The organism is Gelidimonas diazotrophica (assembly GCF_055694025.1).
The window spans coordinates 3,010,946-3,030,287 of sequence record NZ_CM146349.1 but is presented as its reverse complement, the minus strand read 5'-3'; the positions used below and the strand labels follow the sequence as shown (position 1 = coordinate 3,030,287).

Annotated in this window: 14 protein-coding genes; 11 read left to right on the top strand and 3 right to left on the bottom strand. The window is 57.4% G+C overall.

All coding sequences use genetic code 11. From position 1 onward, the window contains the following. The first annotated feature begins 12 nt into the window (after nucleotides 1-12). Together KGFNPO_RS14090 and KGFNPO_RS14085 are read left to right on the top strand one after the other, a co-directional pair. Complete coding sequence (locus tag KGFNPO_RS14090) at nucleotides 13-1,308, top strand: dihydroorotase (protein WP_472631863.1); 1,296 nt, start codon at nucleotides 13-15, stop codon at nucleotides 1,306-1,308. 279 nt (nucleotides 1,309-1,587) lie between these two features. Continuing rightward, entirely contained in the window at nucleotides 1,588-2,334 is a 747-nt protein-coding gene (locus KGFNPO_RS14085; RefSeq protein ID WP_472631862.1) for a lysophospholipid acyltransferase family protein, read from the top strand. A 24-nt stretch (nucleotides 2,335-2,358) separates the two neighbouring features. On the opposite strand, the gene KGFNPO_RS14080 is transcribed toward KGFNPO_RS14085, so the two are convergent. Further along, a complete protein-coding gene (locus tag KGFNPO_RS14080; protein ID WP_472631861.1) occupies nucleotides 2,359-3,177 on the bottom strand; it encodes a symmetrical bis(5'-nucleosyl)-tetraphosphatase in 819 nt (272 codons plus the stop codon). Between the two features lie 126 nt (nucleotides 3,178-3,303). After that, the gene (gene yiaY / locus KGFNPO_RS14075) at nucleotides 3,304-4,455 is read right to left on the bottom strand and encodes an L-threonine dehydrogenase (RefSeq protein WP_472631860.1); all 1,152 of its coding nucleotides are present in this window, start codon (nucleotides 4,453-4,455) and stop codon (nucleotides 3,304-3,306) included. A 394-nt stretch (nucleotides 4,456-4,849) separates the two neighbouring features. Between yiaY and KGFNPO_RS14070 the strand changes: the two genes are divergently transcribed. From KGFNPO_RS14070 to chrA, 4 genes are all read left to right on the top strand, one after another. Then, nucleotides 4,850-5,563 carry a transposase gene (locus KGFNPO_RS14070; RefSeq protein ID WP_472631859.1) on the top strand — a complete coding sequence of 238 codons (714 nt, stop codon included), beginning with the start codon at nucleotides 4,850-4,852 and terminating at the stop codon, nucleotides 5,561-5,563. 192 nt (nucleotides 5,564-5,755) lie between these two features. Next, nucleotides 5,756-10,477, top strand: a complete 4,722-nt coding sequence (locus KGFNPO_RS14065; protein WP_472631858.1) for a glutamate synthase-related protein — start codon at nucleotides 5,756-5,758, stop codon at nucleotides 10,475-10,477. A gap of 101 nt (nucleotides 10,478-10,578) precedes the next feature. Beyond that, on the top strand, nucleotides 10,579-12,042 hold the full coding sequence (locus KGFNPO_RS14060) for a glutamate synthase subunit beta (RefSeq protein WP_472631857.1): 1,464 nt from the start codon (nucleotides 10,579-10,581) through the stop codon (nucleotides 12,040-12,042). Between the two features lie 361 nt (nucleotides 12,043-12,403). Continuing rightward, complete coding sequence (gene chrA / locus KGFNPO_RS14055) at nucleotides 12,404-13,768, top strand: chromate efflux transporter (RefSeq protein WP_472631856.1); 1,365 nt, start codon at nucleotides 12,404-12,406, stop codon at nucleotides 13,766-13,768. 91 nt (nucleotides 13,769-13,859) lie between these two features. On the opposite strand, the gene KGFNPO_RS14050 is transcribed toward chrA, so the two are convergent. Then, nucleotides 13,860-14,480, bottom strand: coding sequence for a LysE family translocator (locus KGFNPO_RS14050; protein WP_472631855.1), 621 nt, complete (start codon nucleotides 14,478-14,480; stop codon nucleotides 13,860-13,862). 144 nt (nucleotides 14,481-14,624) lie between these two features. Between KGFNPO_RS14050 and KGFNPO_RS14045 the strand changes: the two genes are divergently transcribed. From KGFNPO_RS14045 to KGFNPO_RS14025, 5 genes are all read left to right on the top strand, one after another. Then, nucleotides 14,625-15,941, top strand: coding sequence for a hemolysin family protein (locus tag KGFNPO_RS14045; protein ID WP_472631854.1), 1,317 nt, complete (start codon nucleotides 14,625-14,627; stop codon nucleotides 15,939-15,941). Nucleotides 15,942-16,348: 407 nt separating this feature from the next. Further along, the gene (locus KGFNPO_RS14040; RefSeq protein ID WP_472631853.1) at nucleotides 16,349-17,143 is read left to right on the top strand and encodes an ABC transporter ATP-binding protein; all 795 of its coding nucleotides are present in this window, start codon (nucleotides 16,349-16,351) and stop codon (nucleotides 17,141-17,143) included. Beyond that, on the top strand, nucleotides 17,140-17,922 hold the full coding sequence (gene mlaE, locus KGFNPO_RS14035; RefSeq protein ID WP_472631852.1) for a lipid asymmetry maintenance ABC transporter permease subunit MlaE: 783 nt from the start codon (nucleotides 17,140-17,142) through the stop codon (nucleotides 17,920-17,922). The genes KGFNPO_RS14040 and mlaE overlap by 4 nt, the downstream gene beginning before the upstream one ends. Before the next feature lie 134 nt (nucleotides 17,923-18,056). After that, entirely contained in the window at nucleotides 18,057-18,533 is a 477-nt protein-coding gene (gene mlaD / locus KGFNPO_RS14030) for an outer membrane lipid asymmetry maintenance protein MlaD (RefSeq protein WP_472631851.1), read from the top strand. Next, nucleotides 18,530-19,237, top strand: coding sequence for an MlaA family lipoprotein (locus KGFNPO_RS14025; RefSeq protein ID WP_472631850.1), 708 nt, complete (start codon nucleotides 18,530-18,532; stop codon nucleotides 19,235-19,237). Before mlaD ends, KGFNPO_RS14025 begins: the two co-directional genes overlap by 4 nt. The last annotated feature ends 105 nt before the right edge of the window (nucleotides 19,238-19,342 follow it).

The following is a 19,342-nucleotide window of genomic DNA, read 5'->3' as shown; positions in this document are numbered from 1 at the left end:
GGTAATTAACCAATGAAACTCCACATCAAAAACGGCCATCTGATCGATCCGGCTAATGGGATTGACGCCAAAAAAGATATTTGCATCGCTTCCGGCAAAATTGCCGGCATCTATGAACCCGGTGGCGCGCCGACGGACTTCGGCACGGCCAGAGTCATCGATGCCAGCGGCCTGATCATCGCGCCCGGTCTGGTCGACCTCAGCGCCCGCCTGCGCGAACCCGGTTACGAATACAGGGCCACGCTGGAATCCGAAATGCAGGCGGCGATGCAGGGCGGTGTCACCAGTCTGATTTGCCCGCCGGATACCGATCCGGTGCTCGACGAGCCGGGTCTGGTCGAAATGCTCAAGCACCGCGCCAAATCGCTGAATCAGGCCCACGTCTATCCGCTGGGCGCGCTCACCGTCGGCCTGAAAGGACAGGCGTTGACCGAAATGGCTGAGTTGACCGAAGCCGGCTGCATCGGTTTTTCGCAAGCGGACCAACCGATTCTGGACACCAACGTGTTGCTGCGGGCGATGCAATATGCAAAAACCTTCGGCTACAGCATCTGGTTGCGCCCGCAGGATGCGCACCTGGGCCACGACGGCATCGCGCATAGCGGCCCGATTGCCGCCCGGCTCGGCTTGTCCGGGATTCCGGTAATCGCCGAAACCGTCGCCCTGCACACTATTTTCGAACTGATGCGGGTGACTGGCGCACGCGTACATTTGTGCCGCATGTCGTCCGCCGCCGGGCTGGAACTGGTGCGCGCGGCCAAGCAGGAAGGGCTGCCGGTCACCTGCGACGTCGGCGCGCACCACATTCATCTGACCGAAATGGATATCGGTTTTTTCGATTCCAACGCCCGCATGCTCCCGCCGTTGCGCTCCCAGCGCGACCGCGATGCGATTCGCCAATGCTTGCTGGACGGCACCATTGATGCGATCTGTTCCGATCACACGCCAGTCGACGATGAAGAAAAACTGCTGCCTTTCGGCGAAGCCACGCCGGGCGCTACCGGACTGGAACTGCTGCTGTCGCTGGCGCTGAAATGGGCCGAAGAATGCATCGCGCCGGCAGCGCAACCGATGAGTCGGGCGATTGCGAAAATCACCACCGATGCCGCCCGGATCGGCGCCTTGGCCTGCGGCCAGTTGCGCCTCGGCAGCGTCGCCGATATCTGCCTGTTCGATCCCAATGCACGCTGGACAGTCGAAGCCAGCGCTCTTGCCAGCCAAGGCAAGCACACGCCATTCTTGGGGTATGAAATGCTGGGACAAGTCAAAGCTACGATTGTCGCCGGCCACGTTGCGTTTATGCGGTAATCAGGATTGCAGTAACGTGGTTCTGTAGATATCTTGTTCAAAACCACGCCTTTTTACATTGAGACAGTAGCGCCGTAGGTGCGAATTTATTCGCACTTTTAACTATTCTGCGCGAACTCGTGCGAATAAATTCGCACCTACGGAACGTTTCGTGGCAATTGATATTTACCCTAAAATAGTGTGAGTATGCCTAAAAACACCACTATTTACGCATATAGAAATTGCGTGATACAAAAATACAGCACAAAGTATATTGATTAGCACAAGGTCTGGCCGAAGATGATCGCATACCAATATTTGCAGATTTGCGTACACCTGGTAGTGGGTTTGTGGACCTGTGCGGTGATTTTCCCGCGCACCGATGCCGCTGGGCGCGAGCGCCGCGTCCAGCGCTGGTCGGGCCAACTACTGGCGATTTGCGGCGTGCAACTGGAAGTGCAGCATCGGGTCGATGCGCAACAATCCCAGCAGATGCAGAATGCGATGATTGTCTCCAACCATATTTCCTGGCTGGATATTTTCGTCATCAATACCTATCAGCCGTGCCGCTTCGTCGCCAAATCCGATGTGCGCGACTGGCCGCTTATCGGCTGGCTTAGCAGCAAGGCTGGCACGGTATTCCTGGCGCGCGGCAATCGGCGCGAAGTCAAGCGGATTTATGCCGGGCTGGTGGCCGCCGTCCATGCCGGCGAGCGCGTCGCATTCTTTCCCGAAGGCACCACCACCGAGCAGGGCCTGTTGTTGCCGTTCCATGCCAACCTGTTCGAAGCGGCGATTGAAGCGGCAGTGCCGGTGCAGCCGTACGCGCTGCGCTATCTGGATGCCAGCGGCGCGCCGCATCCGGCAGTCGCTTTCATCGGCGACATGAGCTTTGCGCAAAGCATCTCCATCATCTTGAAGGCGCGGCAGATCAAGGCGGAACTGGTGCGGCTGCCGATGATTGAAACCACCGGCGCGCACCGGCGCGACATCGCGCAAGCAACCCGGTCATCGGTAGCGCAAGCGCTGGGACACCCGCCGTCGTAACGATGGGTCATTGAAATGCCTGCATCATCCCGGCGTTTGGCATTGCGGACAATCGACCTGAATCACGCTGCGGTCTTCCAGACAGACCGCCGTCAACTTTCCACCCCAGACACAACCGGTATCGAGCGATATCAGGTTCGGCCGTTGTACCAGTCCTAATGTGGACCAATGACCAAATACCATCGTCACATCCTCGCTGCGGCGGCTCGGCACCTCAAACCACGGCATCATGCCGGGCAGCGCGTTGGCAGCGCCTTCCTTGGTGGCGAAGTCCATCGTGCCGTCGGCGGCGCAAAAGCGGATTCTGGTCAGAATATTGACGATGCAGCGCAAACGGTCGGTGCCGGTCAGCGCATCGTCCCAGCGGTTGGGTTTATTACCGTACATCGCGCGCAACAATTCGATCCAGTGCGGCCCGCGCAGCGCGGTTTCCACTTCCTGCGCCAGCGCCAGCGTTCGGGCGGCGCTCCATTGCGGCGCCACGCCCGCATGGACCAGCAAATGGCCGTCCTGCATGATCGCCAGCGGCTGCTGGCGCACCCAGTCGAGCAGCGCATCGCAGTCCGGCGCTTGCAGGATGTCATCCAGCGTATCGGAGCGATGCACCGGGCGGATGCCTTGTGACGCGGCCAGCAAGTGCAAGTCGTGATTGCCCAATACTGTCCTGGCACGATCGCCGAGGCCGATTACCGTGCGTAAAGTGGCGAGCGAGTCAGGCCCGCGGTTGACCAGATCGCCGGCAAATAAAATGCGCGAAGCGGGTGACGTCGCATCAATGCGCGCCATCAATTCCAGCAGCGGGCGCTGGCAACCTTGCAGGTCGCCGATTACGTAAGTGTTCATGAAGTAGGCTTGTCTTTAAAAAAAATACACCGGCAATGCAGGCCTGCATTGCCGGTGTATTTGTATCATGTTTAGCCAGCATTTCATCGAAACCGCCGCTGGCACGGCGGTCTTGGTTGAACAGGATTACATCGCCGCTTTAAAGATGGCGACGATCTGCTCGTGGCTGGCCTGGATCGGGTTGGTGAATCCGCAGGCATCTTTCAGCGCGTTGGTGGACAGCGTTGCCAGATCTTCTTCCTTCACGTTCAGATCGGTCAGGCCCGATGGAATCTTCACATCCTTTGACAGTGTGCGGATGGCGGCGATACAGGCTTGCGCGCCTTGCTGATCGTTCATGTCTTTCACCTCAACGCCCATGGCAGCGGCGACATCTTTCAAGCGGCCCGCACAAACCGTCGCATTGAAGCTCTGAACGTGCGGCAGCAGCACTGCATTACAGACGCCGTGTGGCAAGTCATACATGCCGCCCAACTGATGCGCCATCGCGTGAACGTAACCCAGCGAAGCATTGTTGAACGCCATCCCGGCCAAAAACTGCGCGTAAGCCATCGCGGTACGCGCTGCCATGTCGTCGCCGTTGGCCACCGCATGCCGCAAAGACTGGCTGATGATGGTGACTGCTTTTAGCGCGCAGGCATCGGTCACCGGGGTGGCGGCGCTGGAGACATACGCTTCCACCGCGTGCGTCAGCGCATCCATTCCGGTTGCTGCAGTCAGACCTTTTGGCATGCCCGCCATCAGCTCCGGATCGTTGACCGACAGGATCGGGGTAACGTGCTTATCGACGATAGCCATTTTGATATGACGTTCTACATCGGTAATGATGCAGAAACGGGTCATTTCCGCAGCGGTCCCTGCGGTGGTATTAATGGAAATCAAAGGTAGTTGTGGTTTAGGGGAGCGATCGACGCCTTCGTAATCCTTGATTTCACCGCCGTTGGCTGCCACCAGAGCGATGCCCTTGGCGCAGTCGTGTGGCGAGCCGCCGCCCAGCGAGATGATGCAGTCACACCGGAATTCTTTCAGAATCACCAGACCTTCGGCCACGTTGATGGTGGTGGGGTTCGGCTTGGTGCCATCGTAGACCACGCTTTTCACGCCTGCTTCCGCCAGCAAAGCCTGCACCTGCGCGACCACGCCAATTTTATGCAATACGGTATCGGTCACGATCAGCGCTTGCCGGTAACCATACGATTTGATGGTGCCGGCGGCGTCTTTCAGGCAGCCTGCGCCAATCATGTTAACGGAAGGCATAAAGAAAGTGGATGTAGTCATAGCAAGTACTCCTGATAGGTAAGGCTTTTGCAAAACGCGCAAGCCAGGCGGGATTGTGATGGTTCTGATAATGAATCTTTGCCACCAGTGCCCGGTGCATATGCCTTTTGCCGCAATTGCCATGCCAGCCTGACTTTTTGTGCGAAAAACCCGGGAATGGCGCATCAGTTGGGGTGTAAGCGCTGATCGGAACGCAATGCCGCACAGGGCTTTGCTGAAAGTGGTTATTTTTGGGACACAGTGCTTGTTTTTGGAACACAGCAAGAATTACTGTTCCAATATTGCACTGTGAAAACAAAAATGCGCGGATGTAATTGAAGCTGCCAAGCCTTGCATGCTTTTATTAAAATAAGATGCTTCATACACTTTCGCCCACTTCCGCACAAAAATAAACATGGCCCGACTTCCCCGACTCGTAATTCCCCAGCAGCCGCACCACATTCTTCAGCAAGGCCATAACCGGCAGCCGATTTTTTGCGACAGCAGTGATTTTCTGGCTTTTCTGGACTGGCTGCACGATGCTGCGCGCCAGTTCAAGGTCGCCATTCACGCCTACGTATTGATGGAAAATCATATTCATCTGTTAGCCACGCCCACTGATGAAGCCGGTTTGGGCCGCATGATGCAATGGGTGGGACGCCATTACGTGCCGTATTTCAACCGCAAACATGGACATGTCGGAACGCTGTGGCAGGGCCGTTTCAAGACTTCGGTGATCGAAGCGCCGCGCTACCTGCTGACCTGTTATCGCTATCTCGAAACCAATCCGGTGCGCTCCGGCCTGGTGGCGACGGCGGCGCAATATCCGTGGTCGAGTTATGCGCACCATGTCGGAGCCAGAGTTGATCCGCTGGTGACCGATCACCCGCTGTATTGGTCGCTGGGCAATACGCCTTTTGAGCGCGAGGCGGAATATAAGGCATTGCTGGAACAGGCCTTGCCGCCGAAACAGGTTGCATTGCTGAATGCATCGCTATTAAAAGGCTGGGTACTGGGCGACACAGCGTTTCAGCAGTCGCTGGCACAGCAAGTGAATCGCCGCGTGGCGCCAGCCAGAAGAGGGCGGCCACGGAAAAAAGCCGAGGTATCGCGCGTCAAGCTGGATTGATCAAGGCGGATAGCACGCTAGAAAAACAGATACTGCTGTAACAGGCAACCTTTAGTTACTCTGTCCCTATTTAAATCTATTTTCAAAATTATTCGTACTTAATTTTACACTGACCCTAATTATTGTTATTGAGTTTTCTTTTGCGCTGCACTATTCTTCGCTTTCAAACTCATCAAGCAGTGGAGAACGGCTATGCGCGCACAAGGTATGTACGATCCATCCAATGAACATGACGCCTGCGGCGTCGGTTTTATTGCCCATATCAAAGGCGTCAAATCGCATTCCGTGATCGAGCAGGGTTTGCTGATCCTGAAAAATCTGGATCATCGGGGCGCAGTCGGCGCCGATAAGCTGATGGGCGATGGCGCCGGTATCCTGATTCAGATTCCCGATCAGTTTTATCGCGAAGAGATGGCGCAGCAGGGCGTGACCTTGCCACCGCCCGGCGAATACGGCGTGGGCATGGTGTTTCTGCCGAAAGAACATGCGTCACGCATGGCTTGTGAACAAGAGTTGGAGCGCGCGGCACGTACCGAGGGCCAAATCGTGCTGGGTTGGCGCGATGTGCCGGTCGATGCCGATATGCCGATGTCGCCGACGGTGCGCAAGAAAGAACCTTTCATTCGCCAGATTTTCGTTGGGCGCGGCCCCGATATCATGGTCACCGATGCGCTTGAACGCAAGCTGTATGTGATTCGAAAATCAGCCTCGCATGCGATTCAGGCACTCAATCTGCTGCATGGACAGGAATACTTCGTGGCGTCGATGTCGGCCCGCACTATTGTCTACAAGGGCTTGCTGCTGGCCGATCAGGTTGGACAGTATTACCGTGATCTGCAGGACCCACGCTGCATTTCCGCGCTGGCGCTGGTGCATCAGCGTTTCTCAACTAATACTTTCCCGGAATGGCCGCTGGCCCATCCATATCGTTTGATTGCCCATAACGGTGAAATTAATACGGTCAAAGGCAATTTCAACTGGATGCGCGCGCGCGAAGGGGTGATGAAGTCGGCGGTGTTGGGCGATGATTTGCAGAAACTGTTCCCGCTGATTTACGAAGGCCAGTCCGATACGGCGACTTTCGACAATGCGCTGGAATTGCTGGTGATGGCCGGTTATCCGATCGCGCAGGCGATGATGATGATGATCCCTGAAGCATGGGAAAACCACGCCCAGATGGACGATAACCGGCGCGCTTTTTACGAATACCATGCAGCAATGATGGAGCCGTGGGACGGTCCGGCTGCGATGGCTTTCACCGACGGTCGCCACATCGGCGGCACGCTGGATCGCAATGGCTTGCGTCCGGCGCGTTATATCGTGACCGACGACGATTTCGTGGTGATGGCGTCCGAATCCGGCGTGTTGCCGATTGCGGAATCGAAAATCATCCAGAAATGGCGTCTGCAGCCGGGCAAAATGTTCTTGATCGACCTCGAAGCGGGCCGCATCATCGATGACCAGGAACTCAAGAATACCTACGCCAATGCCAAGCCATACAAGGCTTGGGTCAAATCAGTGCGCATCAAGTTGGGCGATCTCAAGGTCAAGGCCGCTGCTATAGAGCCGGAAAACGGGGAAAAGGCAGCCACGCTGCTGGACCTTCAGCAAGCGTTTGGCTACACCCAGGAAGACATCAAATTCCTGATGTCGCCAATGGCTACCAATGGTGAAGAAGCTATCGGTTCGATGGGCAATGATTCGCCGCTGGCGGTGATGTCGAACAAGCTCAAACCTCTGTACAACTATTTCAAGCAATTGTTTGCGCAGGTCACTAATCCGCCGATTGATCCGATCCGCGAAGCGATGGTGATGTCGCTGGTGTCTTTCATCGGCCCTAAACCGAACCTGCTCGACACTAATAACGTTAACCCGCCGATGCGGCTGGAAGTGGCGCAGCCGATACTTAATTTCGCCGATATGACCAATCTGCGCAACATCAGCGCGCATACCGGCGGCAAGTTCAAATCGTATGAGCTCAATATCTGCTATCCGGTCGCGTGGGGTAGTGAGGGCATCGAGGCGCGCTTGGCTTCGCTGTGCGCCGAGGCGGTCGATGCGGTCAAGTCCGGCCACAATATCCTGATCGTGTCGGATCGCAAGATGGACGCAAATGAAGTCGCGATTCCCGCGTTGCTGGCTACTTCGGCAGTGCATTTGCACCTGGTGAAAAAGGGCTTGCGCGCTTCGACCGGCTTGGTGGTGGAAACCGGTTCGGCCCGCGAGACGCATCATTTCGCGCTGCTGGCAGGTTACGGCGCGGAAGCGGTGCATCCTTATCTGGCGATGCAAACGCTGGCTGGCATGGCGCCCGGCTTGGCAGGCGATTTGTCTGCAGACACAGCTATTTATAACTACACCAAGGGCGTCGGCAAGGGCTTGCTGAAGGTGATGTCGAAGATGGGCATCTCTACTTACATGTCGTATTGCGGGGCGCAGATTTTCGAGGTTATTGGCCTGAATAAATCGCTGGTGGATAAATACTTCAAAGGCACGTCGTCGAATGTCGAAGGTATCGGCGTGTTCGAGGTGGCCGAAGAAGCTTTGCGCTTGCATCAGCAAGCTTTTGGCAACGATCCGGTGCTGGCAAACGCGCTCGACGCCGGTGGCGAATATGCGTTCCGCATCCGTGGCGAAGAGCACATGTGGACTCCTGACGCGATTGCGAAACTGCAGCATTCGACCCGCTCCAACAATTTCAACAGCTACAAGGAATACGCGCAGATCGTCAACGAGCAGTCGAAACGTCACATGACTTTGCGCGGCTTGTTCGAGTTCAAGATTGATCCGGCCAAGGCGATCCCGTTGGATCAGGTTGAATCGGCCAAGGAAATCGTCAAGCGTTTCGCTACCGGCGCGATGTCGCTGGGTTCGATCTCAACCGAGGCGCACGCAACGCTGGCAGTGGCGATGAACCGCATCGGCGGCAAATCGAACACTGGCGAAGGCGGTGAAGATCCGCAGCGTTACACCCAGGAATTGAAAGGCATCCCGATCAAGCAGGGCGAAACGATGGCCTCGATTCTCGGTGCCGAGCAGGTGGTGGCGGATATTCCCTTGATGGCCGGCGATTCGCTGCGCTCGCGCATCAAGCAAGTCGCTTCCGGTCGTTTTGGCGTGACTGCGGCGTATTTGAATTCTGCTGACCAGATTCAGATCAAGATGGCGCAAGGCGCAAAGCCAGGTGAGGGCGGTCAACTACCGGGCGGCAAGGTTTCCGAGTACATCGCCAAGCTGCGTTTCTCGGTACCCGGCGTGGGCTTGATTTCACCGCCGCCGCACCATGATATTTACTCGATTGAAGACTTGGCGCAATTGATTCACGATTTGAAAAACGCCAATCCGCGCGCTTCGATATCGGTCAAGCTGGTGTCCGAAGTCGGGGTTGGTACGATTGCGGCGGGTGTTTCCAAGGCGAAAGCCGACCATTTAGTAATTGCCGGCCACGATGGCGGCACCGGCGCTTCGCCCTTGTCTTCGATCAAGCATACCGGCACGCCGTGGGAATTGGGCTTGTCGGAAACCCAGCAAACTCTGGTGTTGAACGGTTTGCGCGGCCGGGTTCGGGTCCAGGCTGACGGCCAGATGAAGACCGGCCGCGACGTCGCCATCGCCGCCATGCTGGGTGCCGATGAAATCGGTTTTGCCACTGCACCGCTGGTGGTAGAAGGCTGCATCATGATGCGCAAATGCCACCTCAATACCTGCCCGGTTGGGGTTGCCACGCAAGATCCGGTACTGCGCGCCAAATTCTCCGGCAAGCCGGAATACGTGGTCAATTATTTCTTCTTCGTGGCCGAAGAAGCGCGCCAGATCATGGCGCAACTCGGGATACGGACTTACGATGAACTGATCGGCCGCGCCGACTTGCTGGATAAATCCAAGGCGATTTCGCATTGGAAGGCAAAGGGCCTCGATTTCTCGCGGATTTTCTACCAGCCTGAAGTCGCCGCCGATATGCCGATCAAGCATGCCGAAATGCAAGATCACGGGCTGGAAAAAGCACTCGATCACAAATTGATTGCGCAAGCCAGAGTCGGGCTGGAAACCGGCGAAAAAGTTTCCTTCATCTCGCCGGTCAAGAACGTCAACCGCACCGTAGGCACCATGCTGTCGGGCGAAGTGGCGCAGCGTTACGGCCATGCCGGTTTGCCGGACGACACCATCCACATTCAGTTGCAAGGCACCGCCGGCCAGTCCGTCGGCGCGTTCCTGGCGCACGGTATCACGCTCGATTTGGTGGGCGGCGGCAACGATTACGTCGGCAAAGGCCTGTCGGGCGGGCGCATTATCGTGCGTCCGAACACCGAGTTCCGCGGCCGCGCAGTTGACAACATCATTATCGGCAACACCGTGTTGTACGGCGCCATCGCGGGTGAAGCCTTCTTCAGCGGCGTAGCCGGCGAGCGTTTCGCGGTGCGCAACTCCGGTGCCACTACGGTGGTGGAAGGTACCGGCGACCACGGTTGCGAATACATGACCGGCGGCACCGTGGTGGTGTTGGGTGCCACCGGGCGCAACTTTGCGGCCGGCATGTCGGGCGGGATTGCATACGTGTTCGATCCAGAGGGCGACTTCGCCTGCAAATGCAATCAAGCCATGGTCACGCTGGAAAAGATTTTGCCGGCAGCCGAGCAAGCGGTAATTGTGGATCGCAGCCTGTGGCATGCGCTGGAACGCGATGGCGAAAAATTGGCCGATGAAGCGATTCTGAAAGGCTTGATCGAGCGCCATTTCAAATATACCGGCAGCACGCGGGCCCGCAACATGCTCGACAACTGGGCCGATACCCGCAGCAAGTTCGTCAAGGTCTTCCCGACCGAATACAAGCGCGCTCTGGGTGAAATGCATGCGGCAAAGGCAGACCAGGCAGAGGCCGCCAAGCTGGAATCGTTGCCGGTAGTCGTTGCATAAATAAAGCTTACGCAATTAAGTAGTGCAGGCCGGGAAATCCGGTTTGCGATGCCAGCCCTGTGTTTCGCAGGGCGCTGGTCAGATCAGATAAAGGGGTAGAAATGGGCAAGATAACCGGTTTCATGGAATTCAGGCGACAGGAAGAAACATATTTGCCAGCACCAGCGCGGCTCAAGAATTACAAAGAGTTCGTGCTGCATCTGTCGGACGCCGACGCCAAGACTCAGGGTGCGCGCTGCATGGATTGCGGCATTCCGTTTTGCTCCAACGGCTGCCCGGTCAACAATGTGATCCCGGACTGGAACGACCTGGTGTATCGCGGCAATTACCAGGCGGCGCTGGAAACCTTGTTGTCAACCAACAACTTCCCCGAATTCACCGGCCGCATCTGCCCGGCGCCTTGCGAATCGGCTTGCACGCTGAATATCAATGACACGGCGGTTGGCATCAAGTCGATTGAACATTTCATCATCGACAAGGGTTGGGAAAACGGCTGGGTAGTACCGCAGCCATCCGCTTTCAAGACCGGCAAAAACGTCGCGGTCGTCGGCTCCGGTCCGGCCGGTATGGCGGCGGCGCAACAATTGGCGCGGGTCGGCCATGCGGTGACGGTGTTCGAGAAGAGCGACCGCGTCGGCGGCTTGCTGCGCTACGGCATTCCTGACTTCAAACTGGAAAAATCGCAGATCGACCGTCGCGTCGCGCAAATGGAAGCCGAAGGCGTGACCTTCCGCACCAGCGTTTTCGTCGGCAAGGATTTCCCGAAAAACGTCAATAACTGGGCCACTGAAACCATCACGCCCGAGCAGTTGGCAAAAGATTTCGACGCCGTCATCATCGCCGGCGGTGCCGAGCAACCGCGCGATCTGCCGGTGCCGGGGCGCGAGCTCAAAGGCGTGCATTTTGCGATGGATTTCCTGCCGCTGCAAAACAAGGTGAATGCCGGCGACAAGCAGAAAGACCAGATCAAGGCGACCGGCAAGCATGTGGTGGTGATCGGCGGCGGCGATACCGGCTCCGATTGCGTCGGCACCTCGAACCGGCAAGGCGCCGCCGACGTGGCCCAGTTTGAACTGATGCCGCAGCCGCCAGAACAGGAAAACAAACCGATGGTGTGGCCGTACTGGCCAACCAAGCTGCGCACTTCATCTTCGCACGACGAAGGTTGTGAGCGCGATTGGGCGGTCGCCACCAAGCGCCTCGAAGGCAAGAACGGCAAAGTTGAAAAACTGGTCGCTTGCCGGGTCGAATGGCAAGACGGCAAAATGGTCGAAGTGCCGGATTCCGAATTTTCGATGAAGGCTGATCTGGTATTGCTGGCGATGGGATTCGTGTCGCCGGTGCAGCAGGTATTGGATGCTTTCGGAGTCGAGAAAGATGTGCGCGGCAACGCCCGCGCCACCACCGAAGGCGACGGTTGCTATAAAACTTCGGCCGCCAAGGTATTCGCCGCCGGCGACATGCGGCGCGGCCAATCGCTGGTGGTGTGGGCGATCCGCGAAGGCCGCCAATGCGCGCGCGCAGTGGATGAATTCCTGATGGGGGTTTCGGTACTGCCGAGGTAACAGGTCGCCGATATGGCAGCATGCAGGATGGGTGAAACCCATCGCATTTGGCGGTCGATCATGATGGGTTTCACCCATCCTGCTGCTACGCAAAAAAATCTGTCGGATCAGGCAATCCGGCAGATTTTTTTATACTGCTGTGCGTATTTTTATTTACCGCATATTATATATGCGGAAAGTGCCATGTTTTTTGGCATACTCCGTTGTTTTTTATTCGCGATGCGGTCGATGGCCGGATTGCTTGACGCATGCGCCAGGGACGTATTCCAGGCTGGGAAAAAAGACCCGGCCAACGCGCACCTGTTGGACCATGTGCGTACCACGGCTCGCAGGTGGCCTTTGAAAAAGGAGTTCCCGCGCAATGAACAAGCCAGCAGCGCTCCCGGTCGAGGGCGCCGAATCCAGACCATCTCCGGTAAGCTTTCGGGAAGCCTTTGCTTTTTGGCTCAAGCTGGGCTTCATCAGCTTTGGCGGGCCTGCCGGGCAGATTTCCATCATGCATCAGGAGCTGGTCGAAAACCGGCGCTGGATTTCGGAACGGCGTTTCCTGCATGCGCTGAACTACTGCATGGTCTTGCCCGGCCCGGAGGCGCAGCAACTGGCAATCTACATCGGCTGGCTGATGCACCGCACATGGGGCGGTATCGTGGCCGGCGCGCTGTTCGTGCTGCCTTCGTTATTGATCCTGATTGCGCTGTCCTGGGTGTATATCGCCTTTGGCAATCTGCCGCTGGTGACGGGCCTGTTCTACGGCATCAAGCCTGCGGTTACCGCTATCGTGCTGCAGGCGGCCCACCGGATCGGCGCGCGGGCGCTGAAAAACAATACGCTATGGGCTATTGCCGCCGCCTCCTTCGTGGCGATTTTTGCGCTGAACCTGCCATTCCCCGCCATCGTCGCAGCTGCGGCCCTGATCGGCGCCATCGGCGGCCGGATCGCGCCAGACACATTCAAGGTGGGCGGCGGTCATGGCAAGGCCGACGCGTCGTTTGGCCCGGCGCTGATCGATGACGACACGCCGACTCCCGGGCATGCGCGATTCAGTTGGTTCGGCTTGCTCCGGATCGGCGGCGTCGGCGCTCTGTTATGGGCGATTCCGATGGGCTTGTTGACGGCGATCTACGGCTGGGAACACGCCTTGACGCAAATGGGCTGGTTCTTCACCAAGGCGGCCTTGCTGACGTTTGGCGGCGCTTATGCGGTGCTGCCTTATGTCTATCAGGGCGCAGTCGGGCACTACGGCTGGCTGACGGCACCGCAGATGATCGACGGCCTGGCGCTGGGTGAAACTACGCCGGGGCCGCTGATCATGGTGGTGGCCTTCGTCGGCTTCGTGGGAGGCTACGTGAAAGCCCTGTTCGGGCCGGACAGTCTGTTTCTGGCCGGTGCCGTCGCGGCTTCAGTGGTGACGTGGTTCACCTTCCTGCCGTCGTTCCTGTTCATCCTGGCGGGCGGGCCGCTGGTCGAAGCTACCCACGGTGACTTGAAGTTCACCGCGCCGCTGACCGCGATCACCGCTGCGGTGGTGGGCGTGATCCTGAATCTGGCGCTGTTCTTCGGCTACCACGTGCTCTGGCCCCAAGGCTTTGGCGCAACATTTGATTGGGTATCGGCATTGATTGCAGTGGCTGCCGCCGTCGCGCTGTTCCGCTTCAAGCGCAATGTCATTCACGTCATCGCCGCATGCGCGGTGCTCGGCCTGATCCTGAAAACCTTGATTTTGTGAGGTGAATTCTGCAATGGATCACCCGCGAATATCCAAAGATCGCCTTATCCAAAGATCACCCCTCAATTAGTGCGGTGCGTCCGTTTTGCCATCAGGCGCGGCGCGATGCCAGCAACCCAAAACCAGCGCCCGCCAACAAGACAGAGCAGCACCGGTTGAAGATGCGCTGGCCGCGCGGCCGGGCAAACCAGCGCCGCATATGTAATCCCATGTATGCGTAGGCGGCAATTGCTATCGACTCCAGCGCCAGGAACAATGCGCCCAGCAGCGCGAACTGCGGTGTGACCGGTTGTGCTGGATTGATGAATTGCGGCAAGAACGCGGTAAATATCAGGATTGCCTTTGGATTGCCGGCAGCCACCAGAAACTCTTGCCGGGCCAGAGGCAGCAAACCGACGCGGGGCGTGGCCGCTTCGACTTGCGGACTTGGGTTGGCACGCCAAAGCTGGACGGCCAGATAGAACAGATAGGCAGCGCCCACGATCTTGATGCCGTAGAAAATAAGTTCTGAGGCGTGGAGCACGGCGGCCAGACCAGCCGAAGTCAGCGTGAGCATGCCGACAAACGCCAGCAAGCGGCCCAGCCCTGCGGCACACGATGGGCGAAAACCATAGCGGGTGGCGTTACTCAGCGAGAGCAAATTGTTGGGACCCGGCGCCATGTTGAGCGCGAAGCAGGCTGGCACGAAGAGTGCGATTGTGGATATGTCCATCGGAGTCTCGATAAGAGGGGAATCTTGCAGCTTGTTCATCTGAAGTTTCCGGAATAATTCGATCCTGTTGCTAACGGCCGTATCTGGTGCAGACACCCGCGGCGCGCATGTATAGTAGTCGCCTTAGTGACAAAAATCCTTCTCATGGAAAATATTCTCCTCATAGTTGTTGCATTGCTTCTGGTCGCGCTCAATGGTGTTTTTGTGGCGGCGGAATTCAGCCTGGTCAAACTGCGGCAGACGCGCATTCGCGCCATTGCCCAAAAAAATGGATTGCCTGGACGGATTCTCGCCAAAGTGCATACCCAGCTCGATGCTTATCTGTCTGCTTGCCAGCTCGGCATTACGCTGGCGTCGCTCGGTTTGGGCTGGATCGGCGAACCTGCGTTTGCCAGCTTGCTGAAGCCTTTATTCGGTTTGGCAGGCGTCACCTCACCGGAGGTCATCCACAGCATCTCGTTCGCGTTCGCCTTCTTCGTGATCTCATTTTTGCATATCGTGGTCGGCGAACTGGTGCCGAAATCGATGGCGATCCGCAGCCCCGACAAGATCGGCTTGTGGAGTGCGCTGCCGCTGTACGGTTTTTACTGGCTGATGTATCCGGCAATTTGGGTCCTGAATGCCAGCGCCAACTGGGTGCTGCGGATGGCCGGCCTGGGCAATACCAGCGCGCACGATGCGCACTATTCCAAGGAGGAACTCAAGCTGATTTTGCGCAGCAGCCATCCGGCTGGAAAATTCAGCCATGACGAATGGAATGTGATGGCGCAAACGCTCGATTTCAGCGAGCTCAAGGTGTCGGACCTGATGCGCCCGATTCATGAAGTCGCCGCGCTGGAGCAGTCCAAATCGCTGCAGGAAAACATGCAAACGGTGGCGCGCAACCGCTTCAGCCGTTATCCCTATTTCGACGGCGCACACGTGCTGGGCATGATCCATTTGAAGGATTTGTTTCTGGCGCAGCAGGAGGGCGATTCGATCGACAATTGGCGCGACTATCTGCGCCCGGTGCAACAGGTGCCGCCGCACATGCCGGCGCTGGAACTGTTCCGGCGCTTCCGCACCGGCGCTCCGCACTTTGTCATCGTCGGTGAAAAAGGCAGTAATCCGCAGGGCTTTCTGACACTGGACAATCTGCTGGGCGCGCTGGTGGGCAATATCCGCGACGAATTCAGGCAAACCGAAAACGACTGGACCCGGCTCGACGACGGCACACTGGTCGGCAAGGGCAGCCTGTCGATTTTTACGCTGGAACGCATCCTGGGCATCGATATCGAGAATGAAGAATTCGATCTGGAAGGCGCCGATTCGGTGGGCGGCTTGATCATGGTGAAGCTGGGCGACATTCCGAAAGAAGGTCAAAAAATCATCTTCGAACAGTTCGAGATTGTGGTCCAGAAGATGAGCGGCACCCGCATCGCGCTGGTGCGCGTCTATCCATCCGATACCACGGCACAGTAACACCGCTGCCGATCCTGACCGACTGCGAATCACACGGAGCCCAGCAATCCGGGCCGTGGCGGACGGCAACCTGAAGTCGATCCAGAAATCTGCCGCAGCGGACGCTGCGGCAGATTTTTTATATTATTTATACTAATCATAGTATTTTTTATATACGCATAATATATATGCGGAAAAGATACTGTTTTTTCACATACCCCATGGTTTTTGACAATATTGCAGAGTCTGTACGATGCGCTGTTGCACACGCTGGCAGCCAGCCATCCGTGCGCCGCAGGCGCCGGTGCAGCGGACCATACCGCACAACCATCTCGGGCTAATCAAGCTGCAGTGCAACATTCCATTTATAATGGCGCTTTTCGCAATCCTTGTTGATAAACGCAAACGTGCCCTCAGACGCCTCTCCCTTGGTCGCAATCGACAACCTCAGTTTTGCATATGGCGAGCGCCGTATCCTGAACGGCTTGAACATGCGCTTTCCGCGCGGCAAGGTGGTGGCCGTGATGGGCGGTTCCGGCTCCGGCAAGACTACCGTGCTGCGTTTGATCGGCGGCCAGATCCGGGCCCAGTCCGGCTCGGTGCAGGTGGACGGGCAGCCGGTGCAAGCGCTCGATGCCAGGGGCTTGTATGCGCTGCGGCGCAAGATGGGGATGCTGTTTCAGCATGGCGCGCTATTTACCGATTTGACCGCGTTCGAAAATGTCGCTTTCCCGCTGCGCGAACATACCGACCTCTGCGAAGCGATGATCCGCGATCTGGTGCTGATGAAGCTGCACGCGGTGGGACTACGCAATGCGGCGCAAATGAAGCCGGCCGAGATTTCCGGCGGCATGGCGCGGCGGGTCGCGGTGGCGCGCGCGATTGCGCTGGACCCGCAACTGATCATGTATGACGAGCCGTTCGCCGGGCTGGACCCGATTTCGATGGGCGTGATCGCGAACCTGATCCGGCGTCTGAACGATGCGCTCGGCTCGACCTCTATTCTGGTTTCGCACGATGTGCATGAGTCGTTTGCGATTGCCGATTACATCTATTTTCTGTCGCAAGGGAAAATCGTCGCCGAAGGCACGCCGGCCGAGTTGCAGGCATCCACCGACCCGTATGTGGAACAGTTCATCCATGCCCGGGCCGATGGTCCGGTGCCGTTCCATTATCCGGGCCGCACGCTGGCGGCGGATCTGGGACTGGAGGCGCGCTCATGATGCTGCGTTGGTTGGCGGCGCTGGGCGCAGGCACGCGTACCTTGCTGGCCGATCTGGGTTATGTAGCTAGCGCATTCTTGGCGATTTTGCGGGCATCAAGCGGCCTGTGGCGGCGGCCGCGCCTGATAACTGATCAGATTCACTTCATCGGTAATTATTCGCTGGTGATTATTTCGGTATCGGGCCTGTTTGTCGGTTTCGTGCTGGGTTTGCAAGGCTATTACACGCTCAATAGCTATGGTTCCGAGCAATCGCTGGGCTTGCTGGTGGCGCTGTCCTTAACGCGCGAACTGGGGCCGGTCGTGACCGCGCTGCTGTTTGCCGGCCGCGCCGGCACTTCGCTGACCGCGGAAATCGGCTTGATGAAGGCCGGCGAGCAATTGTCGGCGATGGAAATGATGGCAGTCGATCCGATGCAGCGCGTGATTGCGCCGCGCTTCTGGGCCGGCATCATCGCGATGCCGATCCTGGCGGCGTTGTTCAGCGCGCTGGGCGTATTGGGCGGATATTTTGTTGGCGTACCCTTGATCGGCGTCGATGAAGGCGCATTTTGGTCGCAAATGCAGGCTGGAGTGGATGTCTGGAACGATATCGCCAACGGCGTGCTGAAAAGCGTGGTGTTCGGCATTGCCGCGACCTTCGTTGCGCTGTATCAAGGCTATGAAGCGCAGCCGACGCCGGAAGGCGTGGCGCGCGCCACCACCCGCACGGTAGTGGTATCTTCTTTGCTGGTGTTGTGGCTCGATTTCGTGATGACGGCGCTGATGTTCAACAAGTAGACGCACAGTCCTGACGATGTAGATATACCTATTAAAGTATTTTTAATATCGCTTTATTTATATGCGGTACTCACCGTATTTTTTAATATACCCCCATTATTTTTGGGTTAAACGGCGGAAAAAGGCAGTCTTTCATGCAGCGAAAATCATTCGATATCTGGGTTGGCCTGTTCGTATTGCTGGGTGCGGCGGCGCTGATGTTCCTGTCTCTGAAAGTGGGCAATATGAGTAGCGCGCTTTCCTTTGATAAAACCTATCCGGTCGTGACCCGCTTCGACAACATCGGCGGCCTGAAGCCGCGCGCGCCGGTCAAAAGCGCCGGCGTAGTGGTCGGGCGGGTAGGCGCGATCCGTTTCGATGACAAGACTTTCCAGGCGCAGGTGACGCTGGACCTGGAACAGCGCTATCAGTTTCCGAAGGATTCTTCGGCCAAAATCCTGACCTCCGGCTTGTTGGGCGAGCAGTATATTGGCCTGGAAGCGGGCGGCGACACCAATAACCTGGCCGCCGGCGACAGAATCGTCATGACGCAATCCGCGGTGGTGCTGGAAAACCTGATCAGTCAGTTCCTGTTCAGCAAGGTGGCAGACGGAAAAGAGGGCGAAAAATGAAAATAACACATCGAAAAGCGGTGCTCGGCGTAGTAATGGGATTGACACTGGCAATGACCGGCTGCGCCACCGGCAGCCATCCCCAGGACCCGCTCGAAAGCTACAACCGGGCCATGTTCGGCTTCAACGACAAGCTCGATCAGGTGGTTTTGAAGCCGGCGGCGACCGTATATCGGGATGTGCTGCCATCGTTTGTGCAGACCGGGGTCGGCAACTTCTTTGGCAATATCGGTGACGTATGGACTGCAGTCAACAATTTGCTGCAAGGCAAGCTGGAAAATGGCATGAGCGACATCATGCGCGTTGCGCTCAACAGCACGATGGGATTCCTGGGCGTGCTCGATATCGGTTCCGAAGCGGGCTTGACCAAGCACAAGGAAGACTTTGGCCAGACCCTGGGCGTCTGGGGCATGAAGTCGGGGCCGTACGTGGTGTTGCCGGTGTTTGGCGCTTCCACCGCGCGCGACACGGCAGCGTTCCCGGTCGATTTTTCAGCCGACCTGTGGAGCTACAAGGACCCGGTCAATGTACGCAATATCGGTACCGGCGTGCGGCTGGTCGACCAGCGTGCGGCGCTGCTGGGCGCTTCGTCCCTGATCGAGGATGCCGCGCTGGATAAATATGCATTTACCCGCGACGCCTATCTGCAGCGGCGCGAAAGCCTGGTGCAGGATGGCCGCAGCAAAGATGATGACGGCTATTAACCTTGTCGGATGCGGCGGCCTTGCTGCTGCTCCGGGGAACCTCGCAATATTTCAATAGTCGAATTATTGCAATTACGGAATTACAGCATGTCTGCTGTTCTAACT